Source organism: Mycolicibacterium aubagnense (assembly GCF_010730955.1).
GTDB classification, from domain to species: domain Bacteria; phylum Actinomycetota; class Actinomycetes; order Mycobacteriales; family Mycobacteriaceae; genus Mycobacterium; species Mycobacterium aubagnense.
The window spans coordinates 1,025,969-1,048,496 of sequence record NZ_AP022577.1 but is presented as its reverse complement, the minus strand read 5'-3'; the positions used below and the strand labels follow the sequence as shown (position 1 = coordinate 1,048,496).

Genomic DNA, 22,528 nt, shown 5'->3' with positions numbered 1-22,528 from the left:
GTCAGCTCAGCTGACCGCGACGCCGAACTCCTTCTCGATGCGGCTGCGGAACTCCTGGACGCAGGTGCTCTGGGCGTTCTGGTCCTGTCCGGCGCGGGTCATGCAGTCGGCGTAATCGCCGAACCCGACCTGGCGGTAGAAACCGATCACGACGAAGACGAACACCACCGCCAGCACGGTCGCGAGCGCGCCCAGCGCGATACCCGCGCCCGCCACGACGGCGTTGTTGGCGAGCCCCTCCTTGACCCGGCTGCGGCCGACGATGCCGCACGCCACCGCGCCCAGGCCGAACAGCAGCCCACCGACCACCGACCATGAGGTCAGCAGTCCCACGATGCCCAGCACCAGCGCGGCGGTCCCCACCCCGTTGCGCGGAGACGACGGGTACGCCCCGTATCCCTGGTTGGCGTACGGCGGCGGTGGCGGCGGGGGATAGCCGCCGCCGGGGTACATGCTCATGACCCCGCAGGGTACCCGTCGTTGCTGGTGTTGAGGTCCAGGACCGTACAGTCCAGGCCCGTCGGCAGGTGGTGGGTCGCCACCACCACCGCGCGCTCGGTGCCGAACAATGCGCCGGGAGTGAGAAGTTCGGTCAGCAGGCGATGGCTGTCCGCGGCATCGAGGTGCTCGGTCGGCTCATCGAGGAGCACGACGGGGAAGTCGGTCAACAGGGCGCGGGCGAGCAGGAGGCGGCGCCGCTGGCCGGCAGAGACCGCGGCCGCCCCACCGGCGAGCAGGGTCGACAATCCATCGGGCAACGTGGCCAGCCAGGGTTCGAGGCCAACTTGGGCCAGGGCCGTGGTGAGTTCGTCGTCGGTGGCATCACCCCGGGCCACCAGGAGGTTGTCCCGCAGCGTGGTGTCGAACAGGTGGGCATCCTCGGCGAAAAATCCGGCCGGTGAATCGGTTTCGCGGAAGCGACCGGCAGTGGACAGCAGCAAGGTGGTCTTGCCGCAGCCACTGGCGCCCAGCACCGCCACCCGGTCGCCGGCCGCCAGTTCGAGCGGTGGGACCGCCGCAGGGACACGGTCGGTGGGGTCCTCGGACAGCATCCCGGTCAGCCGCGCGATGGCGATGCGGGCCCGGGTCAGCTGTACCGCCGCGGCCGGCAGCGCGCCGGTGGCCTCGAACGCCGACAACGGCAGCAGCATGAGGATCGCCAACGTCGTGGGAGCGACGGACGAGGTGAGCGAAATGGCGGCGGCCACCGCGGCGATGGCACTCGCGCCGGTGGCCAGGATCGGAGCCGCCGTGGCAAGAGCGGCGGGCCGGGCGGCGCGGTCGGCGGCATCGCCCCAGCGGCGGTGGTCCTCGGTGGCCGCAGTGATGACTCCGCCGAGGCGGCCGGCCACCGCCAGTTCCGCGGCGTGGTCAAGCGCCAGCATGACGGCCCCGTTGCGATCCGAATGGTGTTCTGCGGCAAGGTACTCGGTGGCTGCCGCGGCGCGGGCGGCCTGCCACGGCGCCCACACTCCGGCGACGATCAGCCCGGCAGCGAGGGCGAGAGCCGCGGCGGGGGAGATGACGGCGATGACGACCACCGTGGCCGTCGACAGCACCGTCGCCACGGCGATGGGCAGCACCGAGCGCACCAGGGTGTCGGCCAGGTCGTCGACGGAAGCGCCGGCGCGCGAGACCAATTCACCGCTGCTCAGCCGCAACACCGTCGCCGGTGGGGCGGCGCACAGGCGCCGGTACAGCTCGGTGCGGGCCCGTCCGGCGGCGCGCAGGGCCACGTCGTGCGACGCCAATCGTTCGCAATAACCCAGCACCCCACGGGAAATGCCGAACAGGCGGACGGCCACCACCGCGACGGTCAGCTCCAGAATCGGCGGACGTTCGGCGGCTCGGGTGATCAGCCACGCCGATACCCCGGCCAGTGCGAGGGCGCTGCCGAGTGCCGCTGACCCGAGGAAGACCGCCAGCGCCAGGCGCGGCAGCCGGGGGCGGAGCAACGCGAACGCGAACCTAGCCGTGGACATGGACATCACCTCCGGCTCGGACGATCTCGTCGCCGATGGCCAGCACCGCGTCACGGTGTCCGACGACCAGGACGGTCGCGCCGGCCTCGGCCCGGGACCGGATCGCTTGCAGAACCCGGATTTCCAGCTCGGCGTTCAGATGTGAGGTCGGTTCGTCGAGCAACAGCACGGGGGTCGGCCGGCCCAGTACCCGGGCCAGGGCCAGCCGCTGTCGCTGGCCCAGCGACAACCCCGAGCCGCCGCGCCCCAGCATGGTGTCGAGTCCGGCGGGCAGGGTGGCCAGTACCTCGTCGAATCCTGATGTGCGACAAGCATCGTCGAGGTCGGGGAGAGCGCCGAGCAGTTCCAGGTTTTGCCGCACGGTGCCCGGGACCAGGACCGGCCGCCCAGGCAGCCAGCCGATCTGCCGCCACCACTGCTGCCGGTCCAGCGCGCCGACCTCGACGCGGTGGTCGTCGTCTCCGATCATCACCCGGCCCGCGTCAGGCGTCGTCAGACCCAGAATCGCCTGCAGCGCCGTGCTTTTCCCGCAGCCGTTGGGGCCGGTCAGCACGGTCACCGCGCCGGGCGCCGCCCGCAACGTCAGATGGTGCGGAGCCGGTCCGTCCCGGCCCTCGATGCTGACCTGCTCGAGGTCGATGGTCGGCCGCGCCCCGATCCGCGCGGTGCCCGATTCCGGTTGTCCCGTGGCCTCCAGCAGCCGGTAGGCCTGCCCGAAGGCGACCTTGCCGTCCTGGGCCGCATGGAATTCCACGCCGACGCGGCGTAGCGGCCAGAAGACCTCGGGTGCCAGCAGCAGGACGGTCAGGGCCACCGGCAGGGTGACCCCGCCGCTGACCAGTCGCAGACCCACGCCGACGGCCACCAGGGCCACCCCGAGCGTGGCCAGCAATTCGAGCACCAGCGCCGACAGGAAGGCAATGCGCAGCGTGGCCAGCGCCGAATGCCGGTGTGCGTCAGACAGTTCGGTGATGCGCGGCGACGCACCTTCGGCACGGTCCAGGGCCCGCAGGGTCGGAATGCCCGCGATGAGATCGAGCAGCCGCGACTGCAGCGTGGCCATGGCGGCGAGCGCGGCAGCCGAGCGCTCGGTCGTCATGACACCGATCAGCACCATGAACAGGGGGATCAGCGGCAGGGCGATCAGCACGACCGCCGCGGATTTCACGTCGTACCAGGCGATCACGATCACGGCCGCCGGCGTCAGCAGTACTGACATGACCACGGCGGGCAGGTAGCGGGTGAAGTATGGTCGCAATCCGTCCAGACCGCGGGTGAGCAGGATCGCGGCCTCGTCGCGCACCGCTTGTCGACGGTGCGGTGGCAGCGCAGTGACCGCGGTGAGGACTTGTGCGTCGAGATCGGCGATCATCGCGGTGGCGCCGTGTTGGCTCAGCCTGGCCTGCCACCACAGGGCGCCGGCCCGCAGCGCCCAGAGCGCGGCGAGCGCCAGCAGCTGTGGCACCCAGTGCGACAGCGGCGCCGGGGTCGTGATGACCCCGGCCACCACCTGTGCGGTGAGCACCGCCGCGGCGAGCGCTGCGCCGGTGATGACGACCCCGCTGCCGACCGTGGCCGCAAGATGCCGCCGCAGACCGGCGGTCATGCGGGGATTCGTCGACGGTCGGCTCAGTGCGGTAGGCCGTTTCGGGACAAGCCGATGGAGGCCGGAATGTGCTCGGCCGAAATCCGTTGCCGGAACACCCAGTACGTCCAGCCCTGGTAGCCGATCACCAGCGGGGTGAACAGCAGCGCGGCCCAGGTCATCACCTTCAGCGTGTACGGCGACGACGACGCGTTGTGGATGGTCAGGCTCCACGCCGGGTTGAGCGTCGAGGGGATGAGATTCGGGTACAGGCAGCTGAACAGCAGCACGACCACGGCGCCGACGACCACCGCCGTCGCCGCGAAGGCCCAGCCATCGGCGCGGCGCGTCCATACCAACCGGACCGCCGAGAGCTGTGCCACCACCGCGACTCCCAGGGCGATCCAGGTCACGTCGTTGCCATAGGCCATCTGGGTCCAGATGCCGAACCCGGCGACGATCACCGTCACCGGGACGGTCAGCCGGGTGGCGAAGCGGCGCGCGGTATCGTGCACGGCCCCTTCGGTTTTGAGGGTCACGAACACCGCGCCGTGGAACGCGAACAGGCTGGCCGTGGCGATACCGCCCAGCAGGGAGTACGGACCCAGTACGTCGCCGAAGGACAGCTGAATCTGATGGCGGGCGTCGACCGGCAGGCCGCGAAGGATCGAGGCGAACGCCACGCCCCACAGCACCGCGGGCAGCCAGGACCCCATCGCGATGCCGATATCGGCCCAGCGGCGCCACCCCGGATCGTCGATCTTGCCGCGCCATTCGATGGCGCAGACCCGCACGATCATGCCGACCAGGATGGCCAGCAGCGGCAGATAGAGGCCCGAGAACAGCGTCGCGTACATGCCGGGGAACGCCGCGAACATCGCCGCGCCGGCGGTGATGATCCAGACCTCGTTACCGTCCCACACCGGTCCGATGGTGTTCAGGACGGCGCGGCGGTGCTGGTCGGGATCCCCGTCGGCAGCACGGCCGAAGAACTCCATGAGCATTCCGACGCCGAAGTCGAACCCTTCCAGGACGAAGAAGCCGACGAAGAGCGCGGCCAGGATGATGAACCACAGGTGCTGAAGTGTCATGGCTGCCCCTTCCTAGTACGCGAACGACAGTGGGGCGACGTCGTCGCTGCCCGGTGGGGTGGGTGGTGTCGGTTCGGCGTCGTGTTCCAGCGGCCCTTCGAGCGTGTAGCGGCGGATCAGCCAGAACCAGACGACGGCAAGCAGCGCATACAGTGCGGTGAAGGTGATCAGCGAGATCCAGACTGTGCCCGCGCTGTGCGCCGATACGCCCTGCCGAATGGTCAGGTGCAGGTTCGGGTCGCCGGTCGGGTTGGTGGCGACCACCCACGGCTGCCGTCCCATCTCGGTGAAGACCCAGCCGGCGCTGTTGGCCAGGAACGGCATGGGCAGCGTCACGAGTGCGAAGATGCCCAGCCAGCGTTGGGTGGGAATCCGGCCCTTGCGCGTCAACCACAGTGTCGTGAGCGCGAAAAGCCCTGGGAACGCCAGCAATCCGATCATCATGCGGAACGACCAGTAGGTGACGAACAGGTTGGGCCGGTAGTCACCCGGGCCGTACTTGGCTTCGTATGCCTTCTGCAGATCCTGGACACCCTGGAGGCGGACGCCCTCGAACTTGCTCTCAGCCAGGAAGGGCAGTACGTACGGCACCTCGATGACGTGGATGACGCTGTCGCAGTTGTTGTGGGTGCCGATGGTCAGTACCGAGAAGTTCGGGTCGGTTTCGGTGTGACACAACGATTCTGCCGAGGCCATCTTCATCGGCTGCTGGACGAACATGAGCTTGCCCTGGACGTCCCCGGTGAGCGCGAGTGATGCCGCTGCGACCACCGCGATAACACAGCCCAGCATGGCGGCGGGGCGGAACATCGTGCGCGATTCTTCGGTGTTCCCGCTGCGCACCATCCACCAGGCGCTGATGGCGGCGACGAAGGTGGCGGCCGTCAGGATCGCGCCGCCGACCGTGTGCGTGAACGCCGCGATGCCGGTGTTGTTGGTGAGCAACTCCCAGATGCTGGTCAACTCGGCCCGGCCGGTCTCCGGATTGTAGTGCGCGCCAACAGGATGCTGCATGAACGAGTTGGCCGAGATGATGAAGAACGCCGACGCGTTGACCCCGAACGCGACGATCCAGATACATGCCAGGTGCACCAGTCGGGGCAGCTTGGTCCAACCGAAGATCCACAGGCCGATGAAGGTGGATTCGAAGAAGAACGCGGCCAGGCCCTCGAGCGCCAGAGGTGCGCCGAAGACATCACCGACGAAGCGTGAGTACTCGCTCCAGTTCATGCCGAACTGGAACTCCTGCACGATGCCCGTGGCCACGCCGAGGGCGAAGTTGATGAGGAACAGCTTGCCGAAGAACTTGGTGAGCCGGTACCAGGCCGGGTTTCCGGTCACCACCCAGACGGTCTGCATGACGGCCAACAGCGGCGCGAGGCCGATGGTCAGCGGGACCAGGATGAAGTGGTAGACGGTGGTGATCCCGAACTGCCACCTCGATACGTCCAGTGCGTCCATTGAGCCTTCCCCAAGCTGGAGGATTCGTCTACGACTTACTGTAGTAGTTCATGCGGGCCACGGTCCATACCTGTCGAACGGCGAAAAGTGTGGCCAGGCGCACACGTGCGCCCGGCCACACATAGTCAGACGGTCGTCCGACTCAGGCGTTGGTCGTCGCGTCGTTGATGGCCTTGTCAACAGCCTTGGCGCCCTTACGGATCCCGAAAGCGGTGATCACTTCGGCGACACCGGTGACCACCAGCCAGATGCCGGTCACCAGCGCCAGCGTGCCGATCGACTCGATCGGCGATCCCAGCACCACGAAACCGGCGATGAGGCTGATGACGCCGAGGAAGATGTTCCAGCCGCGCGCGGGCAGGCCGGGATCGCTGATCGCAGACACGGTGGTGGCCACGCCGCGGAAGATGAAGCCGATGCCGATCCAGATGGCCAGCAGCAGCACGGCGTCGCCGAGGTGGCGGAACGCCAGCACCGCGAGCACCAGTGACGCGGCGCCACTGATGAACGCGAGCACCCGACCGCCGGCCGCGACATGCAGGCTGAACGCGAACACCACCTGGCCGATGCCGGTGACGAGCAGGTAGGCGCCGAAGAAGATGGCCGCTACCGCGACCGAGATGCCGGGCTGGGCCAACACGGCAGCGCCCAATGCCACGGCGATCACGCCCGCGATGAGCTCGGTTTTCCACAGGTGCTGCAACAGACTTGGCGGAGTTGGAGTCGTCATTGACGCAGTCTCACATATTTGACGCCGGGTGCAATGAGTTCGGACATCCCGGTTTTCACCTGGTTCTAGATGTGGACAACTGGCGATTGGGCTGCTTGGTGACGACCGTGCCGATAAGGTGCTCCCAACGCAGGCGCGCAGCGATGCGCGCTGGCGCTGTGTCATGGCAGGTGGTCGGGACAGAGTGAAGCACGAAGAAAGAGGCGACGTGTCAGGTGTGAGTCAGTCCGTTCGGGGCACAGCGTGGCGCATTGCGGTGGTGGTGGCTGCCAGTGGCGCATTGGCGCTGTCGGGCTGTGCGAAGAACACCGAATCGAGTTCCCCCGCAACGAGCTCATCGGCTGCTCCCGCCGCCAAGGTCGAATCGATCGCCAACACGGTGCCGGAGGCCATCAAGTCCAGCGGCAAGCTGATCGTGGGCGTCAACCTGCCTTATGCGCCCAACGAATACAAGGATCCGAACGGCAAGGTCGTTGGATTCGACGTCGACCTTATGAACGCCATCGCGCAGACGCTCGGCCTGACGGTCGACTACCGCGAAGAATCGGACTTCTCGAAGATCATCCCGGCAATTCAGGCCGGCACCTACAACGTCGGCATGTCGTCGTTCACCGACAGCAAGCAGCGTGAGCAGCAGGTCGACTTCGTCACCTACTTCTCCGCGGGCAGCTTGTGGGCTCAGCGTGCCGGAGACCACGTCGACCCCAACAACGCCTGCGGCAAGAAGGTTGCGGTCGAGTCCACCACGGTCCAGGACACCGAGGAACTGCCCGCCAAGACCAAGGCGTGCACCGATGCCGGTAAACCGCCGATCGATGTGGTGAAGTTCGACAACCAGGACCAGGCGGCCAACGCTGTCGTCGTCGGCCAGGCCGACGCCTTGTCAGCCGATTCGCCGGTGACGTTGTGGGCGATCAAGCAGGCGGGCGGCAAGCTGGTGCAGGCCGGCGACGTGTTCAACTCAGCGCCGTACGGATGGCCCGTGAAGAAGGGCTCGCCGTTGGCGCAGTCGCTGCTGCAGGCGTTGCAGCACCTGATCGACAACGGGACGTACAAGCAGATCGCCACCAATTGGGGCGTGCAGGCCGGAATGATCGACAAGCCGGTCATCAATGGGGCCACCAGCTGACGTGACGAACGCTGACTCGGCGGCGGACGCGCACGGTCCCGCCGCCATCGACGCGATCCCGCTGCGGCACCCGTGGCGGTGGATCGGTGCGGCCGCGATCATCGTCGTGGCCGGCCTGTTCGTCTACGGTGCCGCCACCAACCCCGCCTACGGCTGGGATACCTACGTCAAGTATCTGTTCGACGCGCGGGTGTCCGAGGCAGCGTGGAACACCTTGCAGCTCACCGTCTATGCGATGGCGATCGGCTTGGTGCTCGGTGTCGTCCTGGCTGTGATGCGGCTGTCGCCCAACCCGGTGTTCCGTGCCGTCGCGTGGGGCTATCTGTGGATTTTCCGCGGCACTCCGGTGTACGTGCAATTGGTGTTCTGGGGCCTGTTCCCGTCGATCTACCAGAACATCCAGATCGGTGTGCCGTTCGGACCGTCGCTGTTCCACATCCAGCTGCAGGGGCTGTCGCTGGCGTTTCAGATGGCCTTCGTCGGCCTGGGCCTCAACGAGGCCGCCTACATGGCCGAAATCATCCGCGCCGGCATCATTTCCGTGCCGGAGGGGCAGACCGAGGCGTCGGTCGCGCTGGGCATGTCGTGGTGGATGACCATGAGGCGCACCGTCCTACCTCAGGCGATGCGGGTCATCGTGCCGCCGACCGGCAACGAGCTGATCAGCATGCTGAAAACCACATCGCTGGTCACGGCCGTGCCGTACACCCTCGAGCTCTACACCCGCACCCGCGACATCTCTGCCGTGATCTTCCAGCCCATCCCGCTGCTGTTGGTGGCCGCCACCTGGTACCTGGCCATCACCAGCGTGCTGATGGTGGGACAGTTCTATCTGGAGCGCTACTTCTCGCGTGGTGCGTCGCGCAAACTGACCGCCAAACAGCTCGAGGCGCTTGCCCTCGCCCAAACCGGGGAAGTGCACCCATGACGGCCATGGTGCGCGCTGAACAGGTGTGCAAGAGCTTCGGTGCCCTGGAGGTACTCAAGGGTGTCACGCTGGAGGTCGATCGGGGGCAGGTGCTCGTGCTCGTCGGCCCGTCCGGTTCCGGCAAGTCGACGTTCCTGCGGTGCATCAATCATCTCGAGCAGGTGAGCGCCGGGCGGTTGTACGTCGACGATCAGCTGGTCGGTTACCGCGAACGCGGCGGCAAGCTGCACGAGTTGCCGGCCAAGGACGCCGCCCGCCAGCGCCGCGACGTCGGCATGGTCTTCCAGCACTTCAACTTGTTCCCGCACCGGACCGCGCTGGAGAACATCGTCGAAGCGCCGGTCCACGTCAAAGGCGTCAAACGCGATACTGCGGTGAGCCGTGCGCGGGACCTGCTCGACCAGGTCGGACTGTCCAGCAAGGCCGACGCCTATCCGGCCCAGTTGTCCGGCGGCCAGCAGCAGCGGGTCGCGATCGCCCGCGCCTTGGCGATGGAGCCCAAGCTGATGCTGTTCGACGAACCGACGTCGGCTCTCGATCCGGAACTGGTCGGAGAAGTCCTCAGCGTCATGAAGAAGCTTGCCCTGCAGGGCATGACGATGGTCGTGGTCACCCACGAGATGGGCTTCGCCCGCGAGGTGGCCGACCAGCTGGTGTTCATGGACGGCGGTGTGGTGGTCGAGCGCGGCGTCCCGCGTGAGGTGATGGCCAACCCGAAACATGAACGCACGAAGGCATTTTTGTCCAAAGTGATGTAGTGACTGTTCACCTCGTTGCGAAACCGGAACAAGCACCGGACCCGGCTGCCCCGCTGTGGCGGGCGGCGCAGGGCTTCCGGTTGCTCAGTTGCCTGTACGCCTTCGGTTTTCAGCTCGCGGTGAATGACGATCTGCAGCACCCCGCCGTCGTGTGGGCGCTGTTCGGGGGCCTGATCGGCTGGAGCCTGGCGTGCGCGGTGGCCTATCTGCACGGCTTCGGTCGACGTAAAAGCTGGGTGCTCACCGAGGTGCTGGTGGTCGTACTGCTGGTGTTGTCGACCGATCTGGTGGCGTCCCCGGCGTGGATCGCCGGTAACCAGTCGTGGCCGACGACGTTGTGGGCCACCAATGCGACGTTGTCGGCGGCGATCCAACTGGGACCGGTGGCCGGGATGGGTGTCGGACTCCTGGTCACGGCAGCCAGTGCGGTGCTCAAGGGTTACTTCGATCCCAACCTCGGGCGGCAGGCGACACTCGTCATCGAGTTGGCGGTCGGCCTGGCGGTCGGAATGGCCGCCCAGACCGCCAGGCGGGCCCACGCCGAACTGCAGCGCGCGATCCGGTTGGCCGCGGCGACCGCCGAGCGCGAGAGGTTGTCCCGGCAGGTGCACGACGGCGCTATCCAGGTGCTGGCGCTCGTGGCTCGCAAGGGGCGGGAGATCGGTGGTGAGACAGCGGAACTCGCGCAGCTGGCCGGCGAGCAGGAGCGGTCGTTGCGCCGGCTGGTCAGTTCCGGCCTCGACGAGGTGCCCGGTGGTCTGGTCGACGTCGGTGAAATGCTTCGTGCCCGTGCGGGGGACCGGGTGGCGGTGAGCGTGCCGCCGGAACCGGTGCTGCTCGACGCGGCCGTGGCCGGCGAACTCGATGCCGCGGTGGCCAACGTGCTGGGCAACACGGCGACGCACGCCGGCCAGGAGGCCCGGGCATTTGTTCTCGTCGAGGACCTGGGGCGGCAGGTCATCGTGAGCATCCGCGACGATGGGGTGGGGATCGCTGACGGACGGTTGGCGCAGGCGGCGGCGGAGGGGCGCATGGGTGTGACGAAATCCATTGTGGGACGGATGGAATCGCTCGGCGGCGCGGCTGAGCTGACGACGTCGCCGGGCGGCGGCACCGAGTGGGAGCTGACGGTGCCCAGAACAGCAGGTACCGATGCCTGAGCCGCACCAGGCCGAGCTGACGGTCATGGTCGTCGACGACCATCCGATCTGGCGTGACGCCGTCGCCCGTGATCTCGAAGATTCCGGCTTCACGGTGGTGGCCACGGCCGACGGCGTCGCGGCCGCGGGACGTCGGGCCGCGGTGGTCAAGCCTCAGGTGGTGGTGATGGACATGCGGCTGTCCGACGGCAGCGGTGTGGAGGCGACCGTCCAGGTGCTGGCGGTATCACCCGCCAGCCGCGTACTGGTGTTGTCGGCCTCCGATGAGCGTGACGACGTGCTGGAGGCCGTGAAGGCCGGTGCCACCGGGTATCTGGTGAAGAGCGCCTCGAAGGCCGAGCTGGCCGACGCCGTCCGCGCGACGGGAGCGGGGCGTGCGGTGTTCACGCCGGGGCTGGCCGGCCTGGTGCTCGGGGAGCATCGGCGCATGGCCAAGGCGCCGGGCGCGGACCCGGCCGCAGGGCTGACCGAACGGGAGACCGAGATCCTTCGCTACGTGGCAAAAGGGTTGACCGCCAAGCAGATTGCTGAACGCCTGACCCTGAGCCACCGCACTGTGGAGAACCACGTCCAGGCGACGTTTCGAAAGTTGCAGGTGGCCAATCGGGTGGAAGCGGCGCGCTACGCCATTGAGCACGGGCTGGACTGAGCGCCGTCGGCGCGCGATGACCCGGCCTCGGACGTTCGGCCGACCAGGTACCAGGTGCGCATCAGACCCTTGCCCTTGACGTCGATCTCGCCGCGCTCCTCGAATTCGTAGGCATGCTGCAGGCGTTCATATACGTTGTGCGGCACCTGGATTCGCCCGGCGACGTCGGTGCTCTCCATCCGGGACGCGACGTTGACCGCGTCGCCCCAGACGTCGTAGAAGAACTTGCGCGAGCCGACCACACCGGCCACCACCGGACCCGCGGCGATGCCGATGCGGACCGGTACGGGGCGGCCCTTCGGATCGGTGAGTTCGCGGACCGAGTGGGCGAAGTCCAGGGCCAGGCAGGCCAGCGCCTCGAGGTGATCGGCCCTGCCGTGGGGTATCCCACTGACCACCATGTAGGAGTCGCCGCTGGTTTTGACCTTCTCGAGACCGTGCCGGTCGACGAGTGCGTCCAGGCCGGTGTAGAGCGTGTCCAGGAACTGGACCAGGTCGGCGGGGGTGGTGTCGCTGGCCCGCTGGGTGTAGCCGGCGATGTCGGCGAAAAGGATTGAGGCGTCGTCGAATTTGTCGGCGATCACCGAATGTGCCGGGTCTTTCAGACGCTGCGCGATGGACTCCGGGAGGATGTTGGCCAGCAGCGTCTCCGACCGGAGATACTCCGCCTGGATGGCGCGCTGCGCGATGGCGTTCTCCCGCAGGACGGACCAGACGGTCGCCATCACGATCAGGCAGGCGGACACCGCGGTGATCACGAACGACACCCGGCTTTCCAGTTCTGTCTGTGCGCCAGTGTGTGCCGGGATGGTGAATTCCAGGATGCATGCGGTGACGATGCCTACCGTCGCGACACCGGCCGCGAACGCGACATGCTCCAGCCCCACGATCAACAGTGCGATGGCACCGGCCACGGCGAAATACAGCAGGATTCCGGAGCCTGTGCCGACATTGATCGTCACGACGGTGACCGAGGTGTAAGCGATGAGGACGAATGCCGCCGGGGCGACGAGTTCGCCGAACCGGTAGAGCGCCGGGACGAGCAGGAACAGCGCTGCGCTGGCCAAATTGACCGCGCCGATCCACATCGCGTACGGGCCCGTCGACAACGCCTGGAAGGTGAAAAACAGGCTGAGCATCGCACCGAGGCGGCTGGTGCGGGTCAGGATTCGTCGGCTGCGGGCGACGGTCGGGCTCAGGATGTCGGCGTCCGGGCGAAGGCATTCGCGGACAGTCGCGGTCGGCACACACACCGAACGCCGCACGGCGGCGACCAACTCGGCGCTGGCCGGGGGCGCGGCGCCACTGGCGAGGCGAGCGTTGTCCATGATCGCCATGGATTAAAGGGTAGACGCGCCGGGCCGTCTTTGGGGCTTGCCTGCGGATCCTCTGCTGACGGCGAACACGGGGCCAACACGCCATTTCTGGTACGGGTGTTCGGGACTGTCGCGGTACGCCGAAAATGGCCAGTGGCTATGGCCATTTAGGCGGTCCGATGTGTGGGACATTTCATGTCCCACACGCCTCCTTCGCCGCAACGGGAGAAGGCGTACTTTTCCGATCAATATCACAATTGCCAGAAATTCTGCGAGCGCGTCGAATGATGTTTCACCAGGTATGACCATGGCTATGAGCTGCTTTGATAGACGGAGCGCCCTTGCTCATGCCAATTTCGCAAACTGATATTGATTAGCCAACGCGATACATACCTAAAGTATTTAGGCGAGCTTTTTATTTGCCTTGTCAGCACGGCCGGACTATTTCAATCAGATTTCTTATTTGTACACATTTTGTTGTTGTCAAAGCAGTAAATTACTGCCTACGTGTCGTCGCCGAGTGGCGACGACGAGGTCGAAAGGGGACTGCGGTGAACCGTCTGGTCCGTGCGCTGATGTTGAGAGTCGTCGTCGTGTTGATGCCGTTGGCCGTCATCTGCACCTACAGCCATGTGGCGCCGACGCTGCCCCGGTCGGTCTCGGCCGACGTGACACCCACCGCGACGATCGATGACTCGAATACCACCATCGGCATCGCCGACTCGAGTCTGTACGGACTGTCGCCGGCTGATATCGACGCCACTCTGACCAAGCTGCAGTCGATCGGTGTGCAGAACATCAGGGTCTTCGTCCCGTGGGGTCTGATCGAACCGATGGCCCAGGGCAGTTACAACTGGTCGTTGATGGACAACGTGATGAATGCCGCTGCCGCGCACAACATGGGCGTGCTGGCCGTGGTCAGCAGCACGCCGCTGTGGGCAGCGCCCAGCGGCACTCTGCCGGGTGCCGGGGCGCCCAATCCGCAGGACTACGTGAACTTCATGACTCAGGTCGCCAAGCGGTACGGCAACACGATCTCCGCGTATGAAATCTGGAACGAGGTCAATTCGGCCTCGTTCTATCAGCCGATGAGCGCGACCAGCTACACCGCCCTGTTGAAGGCGGTGTACCCGGTACTGAAGCAACTCGACCCGACCGCGACGGTGATCGCCGGCGCGCTGGCTCCACTGCTCGACTTCGGCGGGCTGACCGCATCGGCGCCCACCTACGTGGCGGCGATGTATGCCGCTGGAGCGCAAGGCTTTTTTGATGCGCTGTCCATACACCCATATGACTTCTCGCAGCTGGTGAAGTTCTCCCAAGGCGAGGGCATCCCGCTGACGGCGATCAGCCAAGTCGAGGGAGTCCGGGCGCTCATGGTGCAGAACGGCGATGGGACCAAGTTGATCTGGGCCACCGAGTACGGCTTCCAGACGGTGCTCGACTCGAACGGCAAGGTGACCGACGCCAGCAACCAGAGCCAGGCCGCCTTTATCCAAGACATGATCACCGCGTGGCGGGCGCTGACCTACACCGGACCGCTGTACATCTACACGACCCGTGACGGCACTCCCGGTACCGACACCGGCTACGGCATCTACCAAACCGACTGGACGCCCAAACTTGCGGTGGCCGTGATCCAGAAGGCCATTGCCGATGCGATGGTCCACAATCCGGTGACGTCACCCTTCGTGGCGTTCATTCAGTTCATTCAGCAAGCCATCGCTCAGGCTCAGCAGGCATTCGCGTCGTTCACCGCGTCGTTGCAGACCGCGTTCGCCAATGCCGTCAACGCGATCACCGCCGCCCTGTCGGCGATCTTCAAACCCGCTGCAGCGCAACCGACCACCGCCGCGAGCCTCGCCCCGGTGGCGGCGACCAGTGTGGAGAAGCTCGCGGCGGCCAGCACGTCGATCACTGAGCTGAAGGCTCAGGTGGTCGGGTCGAAAGACACCGCCGGTGACGTCAAGGCGGTCGACACCGCCGAGCCCGCGGCCGCCGGGGCCGTGGAGCCGAAGGTGACGGACACGACGGACGCAAAGTCGACGGACGCAAAGTCGACAGATGCAAAGTCGACAGACACAAAGTCGACAGATACAAAGTCCGCGGACCCGAAGGCCGAGGACTCGACGACGCCGGCCAAGTCGACGGACGAGACAAAGGGATCGACGACCGGCACCACGGGCGCGTCGACCCCGGAGACCGACACCTCCAAGACGGACCCCCCGAAATCGACAGACACCCCGAAATCTGGAACGACGCAGCCGGATTCATCCGCACCGGGAACGCCCAAGACAGGCACCCCGGCCGGCGCGACGAAGTCCGACGACACGTCCACCGGGCAGTCGGGCACCACGACGTCGACGACCAACGCTGCGGGACAGGACAAGTCCGGCACCAGTGACAAGTCGAGCACGAGTGACAAGTCGAGCACGAGTGACAAGTCGGGCGTCAACGACAAGTCGGGCAAGAAGCCGGGCAAGGTGAACAAGCTGACCCCGGCTGCGAGCGAGCCGTCAAAGCCGACGGGGCGGTCCGAGGGCGACGCCGGCGGCAAGACGTCCTCGACGGACAACAAGGCACACCAGCACCAGGGGTCATAGCCGGGGCTGGGCGAAGCCTCCCCGGCGTGTCGTGCGCCGGGGAGGCGCTCAGACCGAGTAGATCGGGGAACCGATGCCCGACATGAGCGCCCGCAGACGGTGTGCGATATCTCGGTCCAGCGCAACGAGATTCGCGGCGAAGTGCCGGATATCGGCGGCGTGATCGTCGGCCATGGACTCGCGCGACTCGCGCTCTCTGGCCACGAATCGGTACCTCACCTCGGTCACCGACAGGTCTTCGCCGACGGTGAATTCGTTGGTACGCGCCTCGTCAATTGCGCCCAGCGCCAGGCGTTTGACATCAGAGAGCGACGCCGCGCCGGTGTGGGCGACATTGGCTGCCGCCCGCAGCGCGTCGGCAGACCCGCGGACCTTGACCAGATCGCGCCAGGCGATGTCCTGCGCGTTCTCCGCGGCACTGCCTTCCCAGGTGGTGCCGCCGGGGCGCAGGGTGCCTTGCCAGACATCGTGGAATGAGTTCTCCCACAGGTCGGCGGTCTTGTTCCACTGTGCGGCAGCGTCGACCAGGTGTTGCACATCCCAGTCGGTGATCTGTGCCAGTGTCGGCAATTCGAATTCGGGCATAGGAGGCTATTCCGCCAACGCTGCCGAGGCCGAGCTGTCGGACTCGGTGTAGGCGCGACCCGCGGTGGTCAGCGAGGCAGCCACCGACCAGATGCGTTCGGCATGTGCGGCGGACGCGGCGTCGACGTGCGTCTGCATCTCGGCGACGACGTCAGCGGTGGATTGGCCGGCGGGCAGTGGTGCACCGCTGGTGATGTGTGCCGACAGAGCCTGGGCATGCTGCTCGAGTTGTCCGGCAACAGCGAACAGTCCATCCGCAGTGACTCGCAGTGCCCCCATGCGTGCAGTTTAGCGGCGAGTTTTGGTGCCCTCGGTGAGATTCGAACTCACACTGCACGGGTTTTGAATCCGTTTCCTCTGCCAGTTGGGATACGAGGGCGTTTCGCGGTGCGGTGTACCACCATAGTTGATGTGATTCTGGCGGCCACGCCGCGCCCCGAGGTCGCCTCCGGGCGCGCCTCACGCGACAATGTGGTGATGACTGGTCCAACAACTGATGCCGTCGCACCGCGCCGTGTTCTCGTGGCCGAGGATGAGGCGCTCATCCGGCTGGACCTGGCGGAGATGCTCCGCGAGGAGGGCTACGAGATCGTCGGCGAGGCCGGCGACGGCCAGGAGGCCGTGGAACTCGCCGAGAAGCTGAAGCCGGACCTGGTGATCATGGACGTGAAGATGCCGCGCCGCGACGGCATCGACGCCGCCTCTGAGATCGCCGCGAAGCGCATCGCGCCCATCGTGATCCTCACCGCGTTTTCGCAGCGTGAGCTGGTCGAACGGGCGCGCGACGCGGGAGCCATGGCGTACCTGGTCAAGCCGTTCTCCATCACTGATCTGGTGCCGGCCATCGAGGTCGCCGTCAGCCGCTTCGGTGAGCTGAGGGCGTTGGAGAAGGAAGTCCTCTCGCTCTCCGACCGGCTCGAGACTCGCAAGCTGGTCGAGCGCGCCAAAGGCATCCTGCAGACCAAGCAGGGCATGTCCGAACCTGAGGCGTTCAAGTGGATTCAGCGGGCTGCCATGGACCGTCGCACCACGATGAAGCGTGTCGCCGAGGTCGTCGTCGAGACGCTGGATCCGCCGGCCGCGGAGACGACAGAGCCGTCAGCGGGCTGAGCCGCCCAGCGGCCACCCGTTAACTCTGTGTTTCGGGCCGCAGCATTTCCACAGGTCCGTCGAACACGACGTTGGCGAGCATCGCTCAACAACAGGTATCGCCGCTCCCGGTTGGTTACTGTCTACGCGAAGTAGCGGACGTCGGACTTCACCTGCGAAGAGTCAGCACGACGTCCGGTGCCAGGTAACCATGACCCGGAGGTGAAGCGTGCGCAGTCGCGTAGCTCGGAATGCTCTTGCAGTCGGCAGTGCCGGTCTGATCGTGTTCGGTCTGGCGGGCTGCAGCCAGTCTGATCCGAAGCAGAGCGGCGCGGCAGGCTCGAATCTCAAGATCGTCGAGCAGGTGCAGATCGACGAGAACGGTGCGGAGATCAAGGCTGCAGGCGGCGCGACCCCGGCTGATCCGGCCGGCGATGGCAAGGCCACCTGCCCGCCGGTCTCGATCGCCATGGCCGGTGCGCTCAACGGCCCGGATGCCGCACTGGGCATCAACATCAAGGACGGCGTGCAGCTGGCCATCGACAAGCACAATGCCGCCAACCCGGGCTGCCAGGTGACGCTCAAGACCTTCGACACCGAAGGTGACCCGCAGAAGGCGACGGCCGTCGCGCCGCAGATCGTCGACGACAAGTTCACCATCGGCCTGGTCGGCCCCGCGTTCTCCGGCGAGACGAAGGCCACCGGCACGGTCTTCGACCAGGCCGGCCTGGTCGCCGCCACCGCGTCGGCCACCAACGTGACTCTGAGCGAGAACGGCTGGAAGACCTTCTTCCGCGGCCTGGCCAATGACGGTGTGCAGGGTCCGTCGGTCGCGAACTACCTGAAGAACACGCTCAAGTACAAGAAGGTCTGCGTCGTCGACGACAGCACCGACTACGGACTGGGCCTGGCCACCGCCGTGCGCACGACGCTGGGACCGGTCGCGGACTCGGCCTGCAACATCTCGGTCAAGAAGGGCGACAAGGACTTCTCGGCGGCAGTCACCCAGATCAAGGGCGCGGCACCGGACGCGATCTTCTACAGCGGGTACTACGCCGAGGCCGCGACGTTCGTCCAGCAGCTCAAGGACGGTGGGGTGACCGCGACGTTCGTCAGTGCCGACGGCACCAAGGATCCGGAGTTCGTCAAGCAGGCGGGGGAGTCCGCCAAGGGCGCGATCCTGTCCTGCCCATGTGGACCGGCGAGCAAGCAGTTCGCGGAGGAGTACACCAAGAAGTTCGGGCAGGAGCCCGGCACTTACAGCACCGAGGGCTACGACCTGGGCACCATCCTGGTCAAGGGCATCGACTCGGGTGCGGTTACCCGGCCGGCGCTGCTGGACTTCGTCACCAAGTACGACGGTCAGGGTGTGGCCCGTAAGTACCAGTGGAACAACAAGGGCGAGCTGACCACCAACCTGATCTGGGTCTACAAGGTCCAGTAGGAACCTGCAGACGACGACGCGTCCGGACCCCGTGCCGGGCGCGTCGTTCGTTCTCAGACGGTCACCACCGCGATAACCAAGGAGCCGCCACCCGATGACCCCCGATTGCGTCGGCCACTACGTGTGCACCGCGGCCAACATCAATTTCAACGTCGACAACCTGCTGAACGGGTTCTGGCAGTTGACGATTGACGGTTTGTCGTGGGGTGCGATCTATGCCCTGGTCGCCGTCGGCTACACCTTGGTGTTCGGCGTGCTGCGGCTGATCAACTTCGCGCACTCGGAGATCTTCATGCTCGGCATGTTCGGCGCGTACTTCGCGCTGGAGATGATTCTCGGCTTCAGGCCCAGCGGTAACGCGTACAACGTGGGTATCGGGCTGACGATCTGCTATCTGGGCGTCGCCATGGTGGTCGCGATGGCGGTGTCCGGCGCCGCAGCCGTCGGATTGGAGATCGTGGCCTACCGGCCGCTGCGCCGCCGCAACGCACGCGGGCTGACGTTCCTCATCACCGCGATCGGCATGTCATTCGTCCTGCAGGAGTTCGTGCACTTCGTGCTGCCGAAGATCCTCAAAGGTTTCGGCGGCAGTAATGCCCAGCAGCCGATCATCCTGGTGCAGCCCAAGACTCAGTTCACCCTGTTCAGCGCGAACATCTCGAACGTCACCGTCGTCATCGTGGTGGCGGCGGTCGTGCTGGCGCTGCTCACCGATATCGCGCTCAACCGCACCAAGTTCGGCCGCGGTATCCGAGCCGTCGCGCAGGATCCGGCGACAGCCACCCTGATGGGCGTGTCCCGCGAGCGCATCATCATGACGACGTTCCTCATCGGCGGCCTGCTGGCCGGCGCGGCCGCGCTGCTCTACACCTTGAAGGTGCCGCAGGGCATCATCTACTCGGGTGGATTCCTGTTGGGAATCAAGGCATTTTCGGCCGCGGTGCTCGGCGGTATCGGCAACCTTCGAGGCGCGCTGCTGGGTGGGCTGATCCTCGGCATCATGGAGAACTACGGGCAGGCACTCTTCGGTACCCAGTGGCGCGACGTGGTGGCCTTCGTGCTGCTGGTGCTGGTGCTGCTGATCCGTCCCACCGGAATACTCGGGGAAAGTCTCGGGAGGGCACGAGCATGAGCGGGCAGCATCGAAGCGAAAGTTGGGCCCGGTATGTGCTGGCACCCGGCGACCAGTTGCGCCAGTGGTGGGATCAGCAGAGCCGGCCGGCGAAATGGGCCGTCGGCGTCGTCGTGTTCACCGTGGTGGCGATGCTGCCGCTGTACACCCCGTCCTTCCTCAACACCCCCGGCATCAGCTTCGGCGGCACCATGGCGCAGTTCGCGATGGTGGCGATCATCGCGATCGGACTCAACGTGGTGGTCGGCCAGGCCGGCTTGCTCGACCTCGGCTACGTCGGGTTCTACGCCGTCGGCGCCTATACCGTCGCGCTGCTGACCAGCCCCGACAGCCCGTGGAACCAAGTGGGGGCCGACGGGTTCCTCGACAAGGACTGGGCCTGGCTGGCGTGTGTGCCGCTGGCAATGGCCGTCACAGCGTTGGCCGGTCTGGTGCTGGGTATCCCGACGCTGCGGCTGCGCGGGGATTACCTCGCCATCGTCACCCTGGGATTCGGCGAGATCATCCGGCTCCTGGCCGACAACCTCTCCGATCTGACCAACGGCGCCCGCGGTCTCAACCAGATCGCCTATCCCCGGTTGGGGGAGACCGACAAGCTGCCCACGGGTGTGTTCTCCAGCGGTAACTCCGCCGGCCACGCCAACTACGGCACCTGGTGGTTCTGGCTGGGGCTGGCGCTCATGGTCGGCATTCTGCTGCTTGTCGGCAACCTCGAGCGCAGCCGCGTGGGACGGGCCTGGGTCGCCATCCGGGAGGACGAGGACGCCGCAGAAGTCATGGGCGTCAACACTTTCAAGTTCAAGCTGTGGGCATTCGTCATCGGCGCGGGCATCGGTGGCCTGTCGGGCGCGCTGTATGCCGGCCAGGTGCAGTACGTCGCGCCGCCGACCTTCAACATCATCAACTCGATGCTGTTCCTGTGCGCGGTGGTCCTCGGCGGGCAGGGTAACAAGCTCGGCGTGATCTTCGGAGCGTTCATCATCGTCTACCTGCCGAACCGGCTGCTCGGGGTGCACGTGCTCGGCATCAACCTCGGTGACCTCAAATATCTGTTCTTCGGCCTGGCCCTGGTGGTGCTGATGATCTTCCGGCCGCAGGGACTGTTCCCGGTGCGGCAGCAGCTGCTGGCGTACGGCCGGTCGGCGCGCGGGCTGTTGCGAAACGCCGACGATTCGAAGGCGGCGGCATGAGCGACTCGCCAGAGCCCGCACCCGACGAGGAACGCGCCGCACTGCACCGTGACGTGCAGGTCGCCGAGGGCGAGAAGCTCTTGGCGACAACCGATCTCACTGTCAAGTTCGGTGGGCTCACCGCGCTCGATTCCGTGACGTTCGATATTCGCCGCGGCGAGATTCTCGGCCTCATCGGTCCCAACGGCGCCGGCAAGACCACCTGCTTCAACGCGATCACCGGGGTGTACCGGCCGTCGTCGGGTTCGGTGATGTTCGACGGCGCGCCGCTCGGCAAGATCAAGCGACACGAGATCACCCGTCGCGGCATCGCGCGCACCTTCCAGAACATCCGGCTGTGGGGCGAGATGACGGCGCTCGAAAACGTCGTCGTCGGTACCGACGCGCGGCACAAGACATCGGTACCCGGTGCGCTGCTGCGTTCCGCGCGGCACCGGCGCGAGGAGCGCGACGCCATCGAACGTGCCGCGGCGCTACTGCAATTCGTGGGGATCGCCCACCGCGGTGAGGAGAAGGCCCGGAACCTGTCGTACGGCGACCAGCGCCGCCTGGAGATCGCGCGGGCCCTGGCCACCGAGCCGAAACTGCTGTGCCTGGATGAGCCGGCCGCCGGCTTCAACCCGAGCGAGAAGTCCGCCCTGATCGAACTGATCCAGGCGATCCGGGACGACGGCTACACCGTGCTGCTGATCGAACACGACATGCGGCTGGTCATGGGTGTCACCGACCGGATCGTCGTACTGGAGTTCGGCCGCAAGATCGCCGAGGGCCTGCCGGCCGAGATTCGCGAGGACCCGAAGGTCATCGCCGCATACCTGGGGGTGCCCGATGACGAGCTCTGAATCCGTCGGCCTCGACCCGCGGCCGGTGCTGCTGGAGGTTCGTGACGTCGTCGTCCAGTACGGGAGAATTCAAGCGCTGCATGGTGTTTCGCTCGTCGTGCGGGAGGGTGAACTGGTCACCCTGCTCGGCTCCAACGGCGCGGGCAAGACCACCATGATGCGGGCCATCTCCGGGTTGTTGCCGTTGTCGTCGGGTTCGGTGTGGTTCGACGGCGCGGACGTCTCGAAGATGAAAGCGCATCGTCGGGTGACCGCCGGCCTCATCCAAGCACCGGAGGGCCGCGGCATCTTCCCGGGCATGACCATCATCGAGAACCTCGAAATGGGTTGCTACGCCCGTAAATTCGAGTCCAAGCACGACCACGACGAGCGTCTCGACTGGGTGCTGACGACATTCCCGCGGCTGGCCGAACGGCGGTCGCAAGCCGGCGGGACGCTGTCGGGTGGCGAGCAGCAGATGCTGGCGATCGGCCGCGCGCTGATGGCCCGGCCCAAGGTGCTGCTGCTGGACGAGCCGTCGATGGGTCTGGCGCCCATGGTCATCTCGCAGATATTCCGGATCATCTCCGAGATCAACACGCAGGGCACCACGGTCCTGCTGGTGGAGCAGAACGCCCAGCAGGCGCTGAGCCGGTCCGATCGGGCCTACATCCTGGAGACCGGCGCCGTCACCCGCAGCGGCAATGCCCGTGACCTGCTGAATGACGACAGCATCCGAGCCGCCTACCTCGGCGTCGCCTGAGGCCGCACTCCCGCTTCTGTGTTGACCTTGTACCCAGGGCGCATTTGATCGAGTTAGATGCGCCGTCACGTAAGGGTCAACGGCTCTGGGCGCTCAAGTCGCGTTGACGCTG

The 22,528-nt window shown here is 66.3% G+C and carries 21 protein-coding genes and 1 tRNA gene; 12 read left to right on the top strand and 10 right to left on the bottom strand.

Annotated elements, in window-relative coordinates; genetic code table 11:
• Positions 1-6: 6 nt before the first annotated feature.
• The 6 genes from G6N59_RS05220 to G6N59_RS05195 all read right to left on the bottom strand — a co-directional run bounded on the left by G6N59_RS05220 (position 7) and on the right by G6N59_RS05195 (position 6,867).
• Positions 7-459 (bottom strand): DUF4190 domain-containing protein, encoded by a 453-nt coding sequence (locus tag G6N59_RS05220; RefSeq protein WP_138231110.1) that lies wholly within the window; start codon positions 457-459, stop codon positions 7-9.
• A complete protein-coding gene (locus G6N59_RS05215) occupies positions 456-1,982 on the bottom strand; it encodes an ATP-binding cassette domain-containing protein (RefSeq protein ID WP_138231109.1) in 1,527 nt (508 codons plus the stop codon). Before G6N59_RS05215 ends, G6N59_RS05220 begins: the two co-directional genes overlap by 4 nt.
• Positions 1,969-3,576: a thiol reductant ABC exporter subunit CydD gene (cydD, locus tag G6N59_RS05210; RefSeq protein ID WP_179970329.1), complete on the bottom strand. Its 1,608-nt coding sequence runs from the start codon at positions 3,574-3,576 to the stop codon at positions 1,969-1,971. Before cydD ends, G6N59_RS05215 begins: the two co-directional genes overlap by 14 nt.
• Positions 3,577-3,611: 35 nt before the next feature.
• A complete protein-coding gene (gene cydB, locus G6N59_RS05205) occupies positions 3,612-4,658 on the bottom strand; it encodes a cytochrome d ubiquinol oxidase subunit II (protein ID WP_138231107.1) in 1,047 nt (348 codons plus the stop codon).
• A 12-nt stretch (positions 4,659-4,670) separates the two neighbouring features.
• Positions 4,671-6,119: a cytochrome ubiquinol oxidase subunit I gene (locus G6N59_RS05200; protein WP_138231106.1), complete on the bottom strand. Its 1,449-nt coding sequence runs from the start codon at positions 6,117-6,119 to the stop codon at positions 4,671-4,673.
• A 142-nt stretch (positions 6,120-6,261) separates the two neighbouring features.
• Positions 6,262-6,867 (bottom strand): HdeD family acid-resistance protein, encoded by a 606-nt coding sequence (locus G6N59_RS05195; protein WP_407665871.1) that lies wholly within the window; start codon positions 6,865-6,867, stop codon positions 6,262-6,264.
• A gap of 199 nt (positions 6,868-7,066) precedes the next feature.
• On the opposite strand from G6N59_RS05195, the gene G6N59_RS05190 reads away from it, so the two are divergent.
• From G6N59_RS05190 to G6N59_RS05170, 5 genes are read left to right on the top strand one after another with little or no spacing between them, the layout of a single operon-like run.
• Entirely contained in the window at positions 7,067-7,978 is a 912-nt protein-coding gene (locus G6N59_RS05190; protein ID WP_138231104.1) for an ABC transporter substrate-binding protein, read from the top strand.
• A gap of 1 nt (position 7,979) precedes the next feature.
• Positions 7,980-8,906 carry an amino acid ABC transporter permease gene (locus G6N59_RS05185; RefSeq protein WP_138231103.1) on the top strand — a complete coding sequence of 309 codons (927 nt, stop codon included), beginning with the start codon at positions 7,980-7,982 and terminating at the stop codon, positions 8,904-8,906.
• A 5-nt stretch (positions 8,907-8,911) separates the two neighbouring features.
• Positions 8,912-9,664 carry an amino acid ABC transporter ATP-binding protein gene (locus tag G6N59_RS05180; RefSeq protein ID WP_179970328.1) on the top strand — a complete coding sequence of 251 codons (753 nt, stop codon included), beginning with the start codon at positions 8,912-8,914 and terminating at the stop codon, positions 9,662-9,664.
• Complete coding sequence (gene macS, locus G6N59_RS05175; protein ID WP_138231101.1) at positions 9,664-10,824, top strand: MacS family sensor histidine kinase; 1,161 nt, start codon at positions 9,664-9,666, stop codon at positions 10,822-10,824. The genes G6N59_RS05180 and macS overlap by 1 nt, the downstream gene beginning before the upstream one ends.
• Positions 10,817-11,473 carry a response regulator gene (locus G6N59_RS05170; protein ID WP_138231100.1) on the top strand — a complete coding sequence of 219 codons (657 nt, stop codon included), beginning with the start codon at positions 10,817-10,819 and terminating at the stop codon, positions 11,471-11,473. The genes macS and G6N59_RS05170 overlap by 8 nt, the downstream gene beginning before the upstream one ends.
• On the opposite strand, the gene G6N59_RS05165 is transcribed toward G6N59_RS05170, so the two are convergent.
• Complete coding sequence (locus G6N59_RS05165; protein ID WP_138231099.1) at positions 11,446-12,810, bottom strand: adenylate/guanylate cyclase domain-containing protein; 1,365 nt, start codon at positions 12,808-12,810, stop codon at positions 11,446-11,448. The two genes, G6N59_RS05170 and G6N59_RS05165, sit on opposite strands and share 28 nt — an antisense overlap.
• Positions 12,811-13,340: 530 nt before the next feature.
• On the opposite strand from G6N59_RS05165, the gene G6N59_RS05160 reads away from it, so the two are divergent.
• On the top strand, positions 13,341-15,392 hold the full coding sequence (locus tag G6N59_RS05160) for a glycoside hydrolase family protein (RefSeq protein ID WP_163910988.1): 2,052 nt from the start codon (positions 13,341-13,343) through the stop codon (positions 15,390-15,392).
• Between the two features lie 48 nt (positions 15,393-15,440).
• On the opposite strand, the gene G6N59_RS05155 is transcribed toward G6N59_RS05160, so the two are convergent.
• The 3 genes from G6N59_RS05155 to G6N59_RS05145 form a co-directional block, all read right to left on the bottom strand.
• Complete coding sequence (locus G6N59_RS05155) at positions 15,441-15,977, bottom strand: hypothetical protein (protein ID WP_138231098.1); 537 nt, start codon at positions 15,975-15,977, stop codon at positions 15,441-15,443.
• 6 nt (positions 15,978-15,983) lie between these two features.
• A complete protein-coding gene (locus G6N59_RS05150) occupies positions 15,984-16,256 on the bottom strand; it encodes a hypothetical protein (protein WP_138231097.1) in 273 nt (90 codons plus the stop codon).
• A gap of 23 nt (positions 16,257-16,279) precedes the next feature.
• A tRNA-Leu gene (locus tag G6N59_RS05145) sits at positions 16,280-16,356 on the bottom strand.
• 98 nt (positions 16,357-16,454) lie between these two features.
• On the opposite strand from G6N59_RS05145, the gene G6N59_RS05140 reads away from it, so the two are divergent.
• The 6 genes from G6N59_RS05140 to G6N59_RS05115 all read left to right on the top strand — a co-directional run bounded on the left by G6N59_RS05140 (position 16,455) and on the right by G6N59_RS05115 (position 22,416).
• Entirely contained in the window at positions 16,455-17,087 is a 633-nt protein-coding gene (locus tag G6N59_RS05140; protein WP_138231096.1) for a two-component system response regulator PdtaR, read from the top strand.
• A 208-nt stretch (positions 17,088-17,295) separates the two neighbouring features.
• Positions 17,296-18,510 (top strand): branched-chain amino acid ABC transporter substrate-binding protein, encoded by a 1,215-nt coding sequence (locus G6N59_RS05135; protein ID WP_138231095.1) that lies wholly within the window; start codon positions 17,296-17,298, stop codon positions 18,508-18,510.
• 94 nt (positions 18,511-18,604) lie between these two features.
• Positions 18,605-19,642 carry a branched-chain amino acid ABC transporter permease gene (locus G6N59_RS05130; RefSeq protein ID WP_138231094.1) on the top strand — a complete coding sequence of 346 codons (1,038 nt, stop codon included), beginning with the start codon at positions 18,605-18,607 and terminating at the stop codon, positions 19,640-19,642.
• Positions 19,639-20,832 carry a branched-chain amino acid ABC transporter permease gene (locus G6N59_RS05125; RefSeq protein WP_138231093.1) on the top strand — a complete coding sequence of 398 codons (1,194 nt, stop codon included), beginning with the start codon at positions 19,639-19,641 and terminating at the stop codon, positions 20,830-20,832. Before G6N59_RS05130 ends, G6N59_RS05125 begins: the two co-directional genes overlap by 4 nt.
• Positions 20,829-21,674: an ABC transporter ATP-binding protein gene (locus G6N59_RS05120; protein ID WP_138231092.1), complete on the top strand. Its 846-nt coding sequence runs from the start codon at positions 20,829-20,831 to the stop codon at positions 21,672-21,674. The genes G6N59_RS05125 and G6N59_RS05120 overlap by 4 nt, the downstream gene beginning before the upstream one ends.
• On the top strand, positions 21,661-22,416 hold the full coding sequence (locus tag G6N59_RS05115; RefSeq protein WP_138231091.1) for an ABC transporter ATP-binding protein: 756 nt from the start codon (positions 21,661-21,663) through the stop codon (positions 22,414-22,416). The genes G6N59_RS05120 and G6N59_RS05115 overlap by 14 nt, the downstream gene beginning before the upstream one ends.
• The last annotated feature ends 112 nt before the right edge of the window (positions 22,417-22,528 follow it).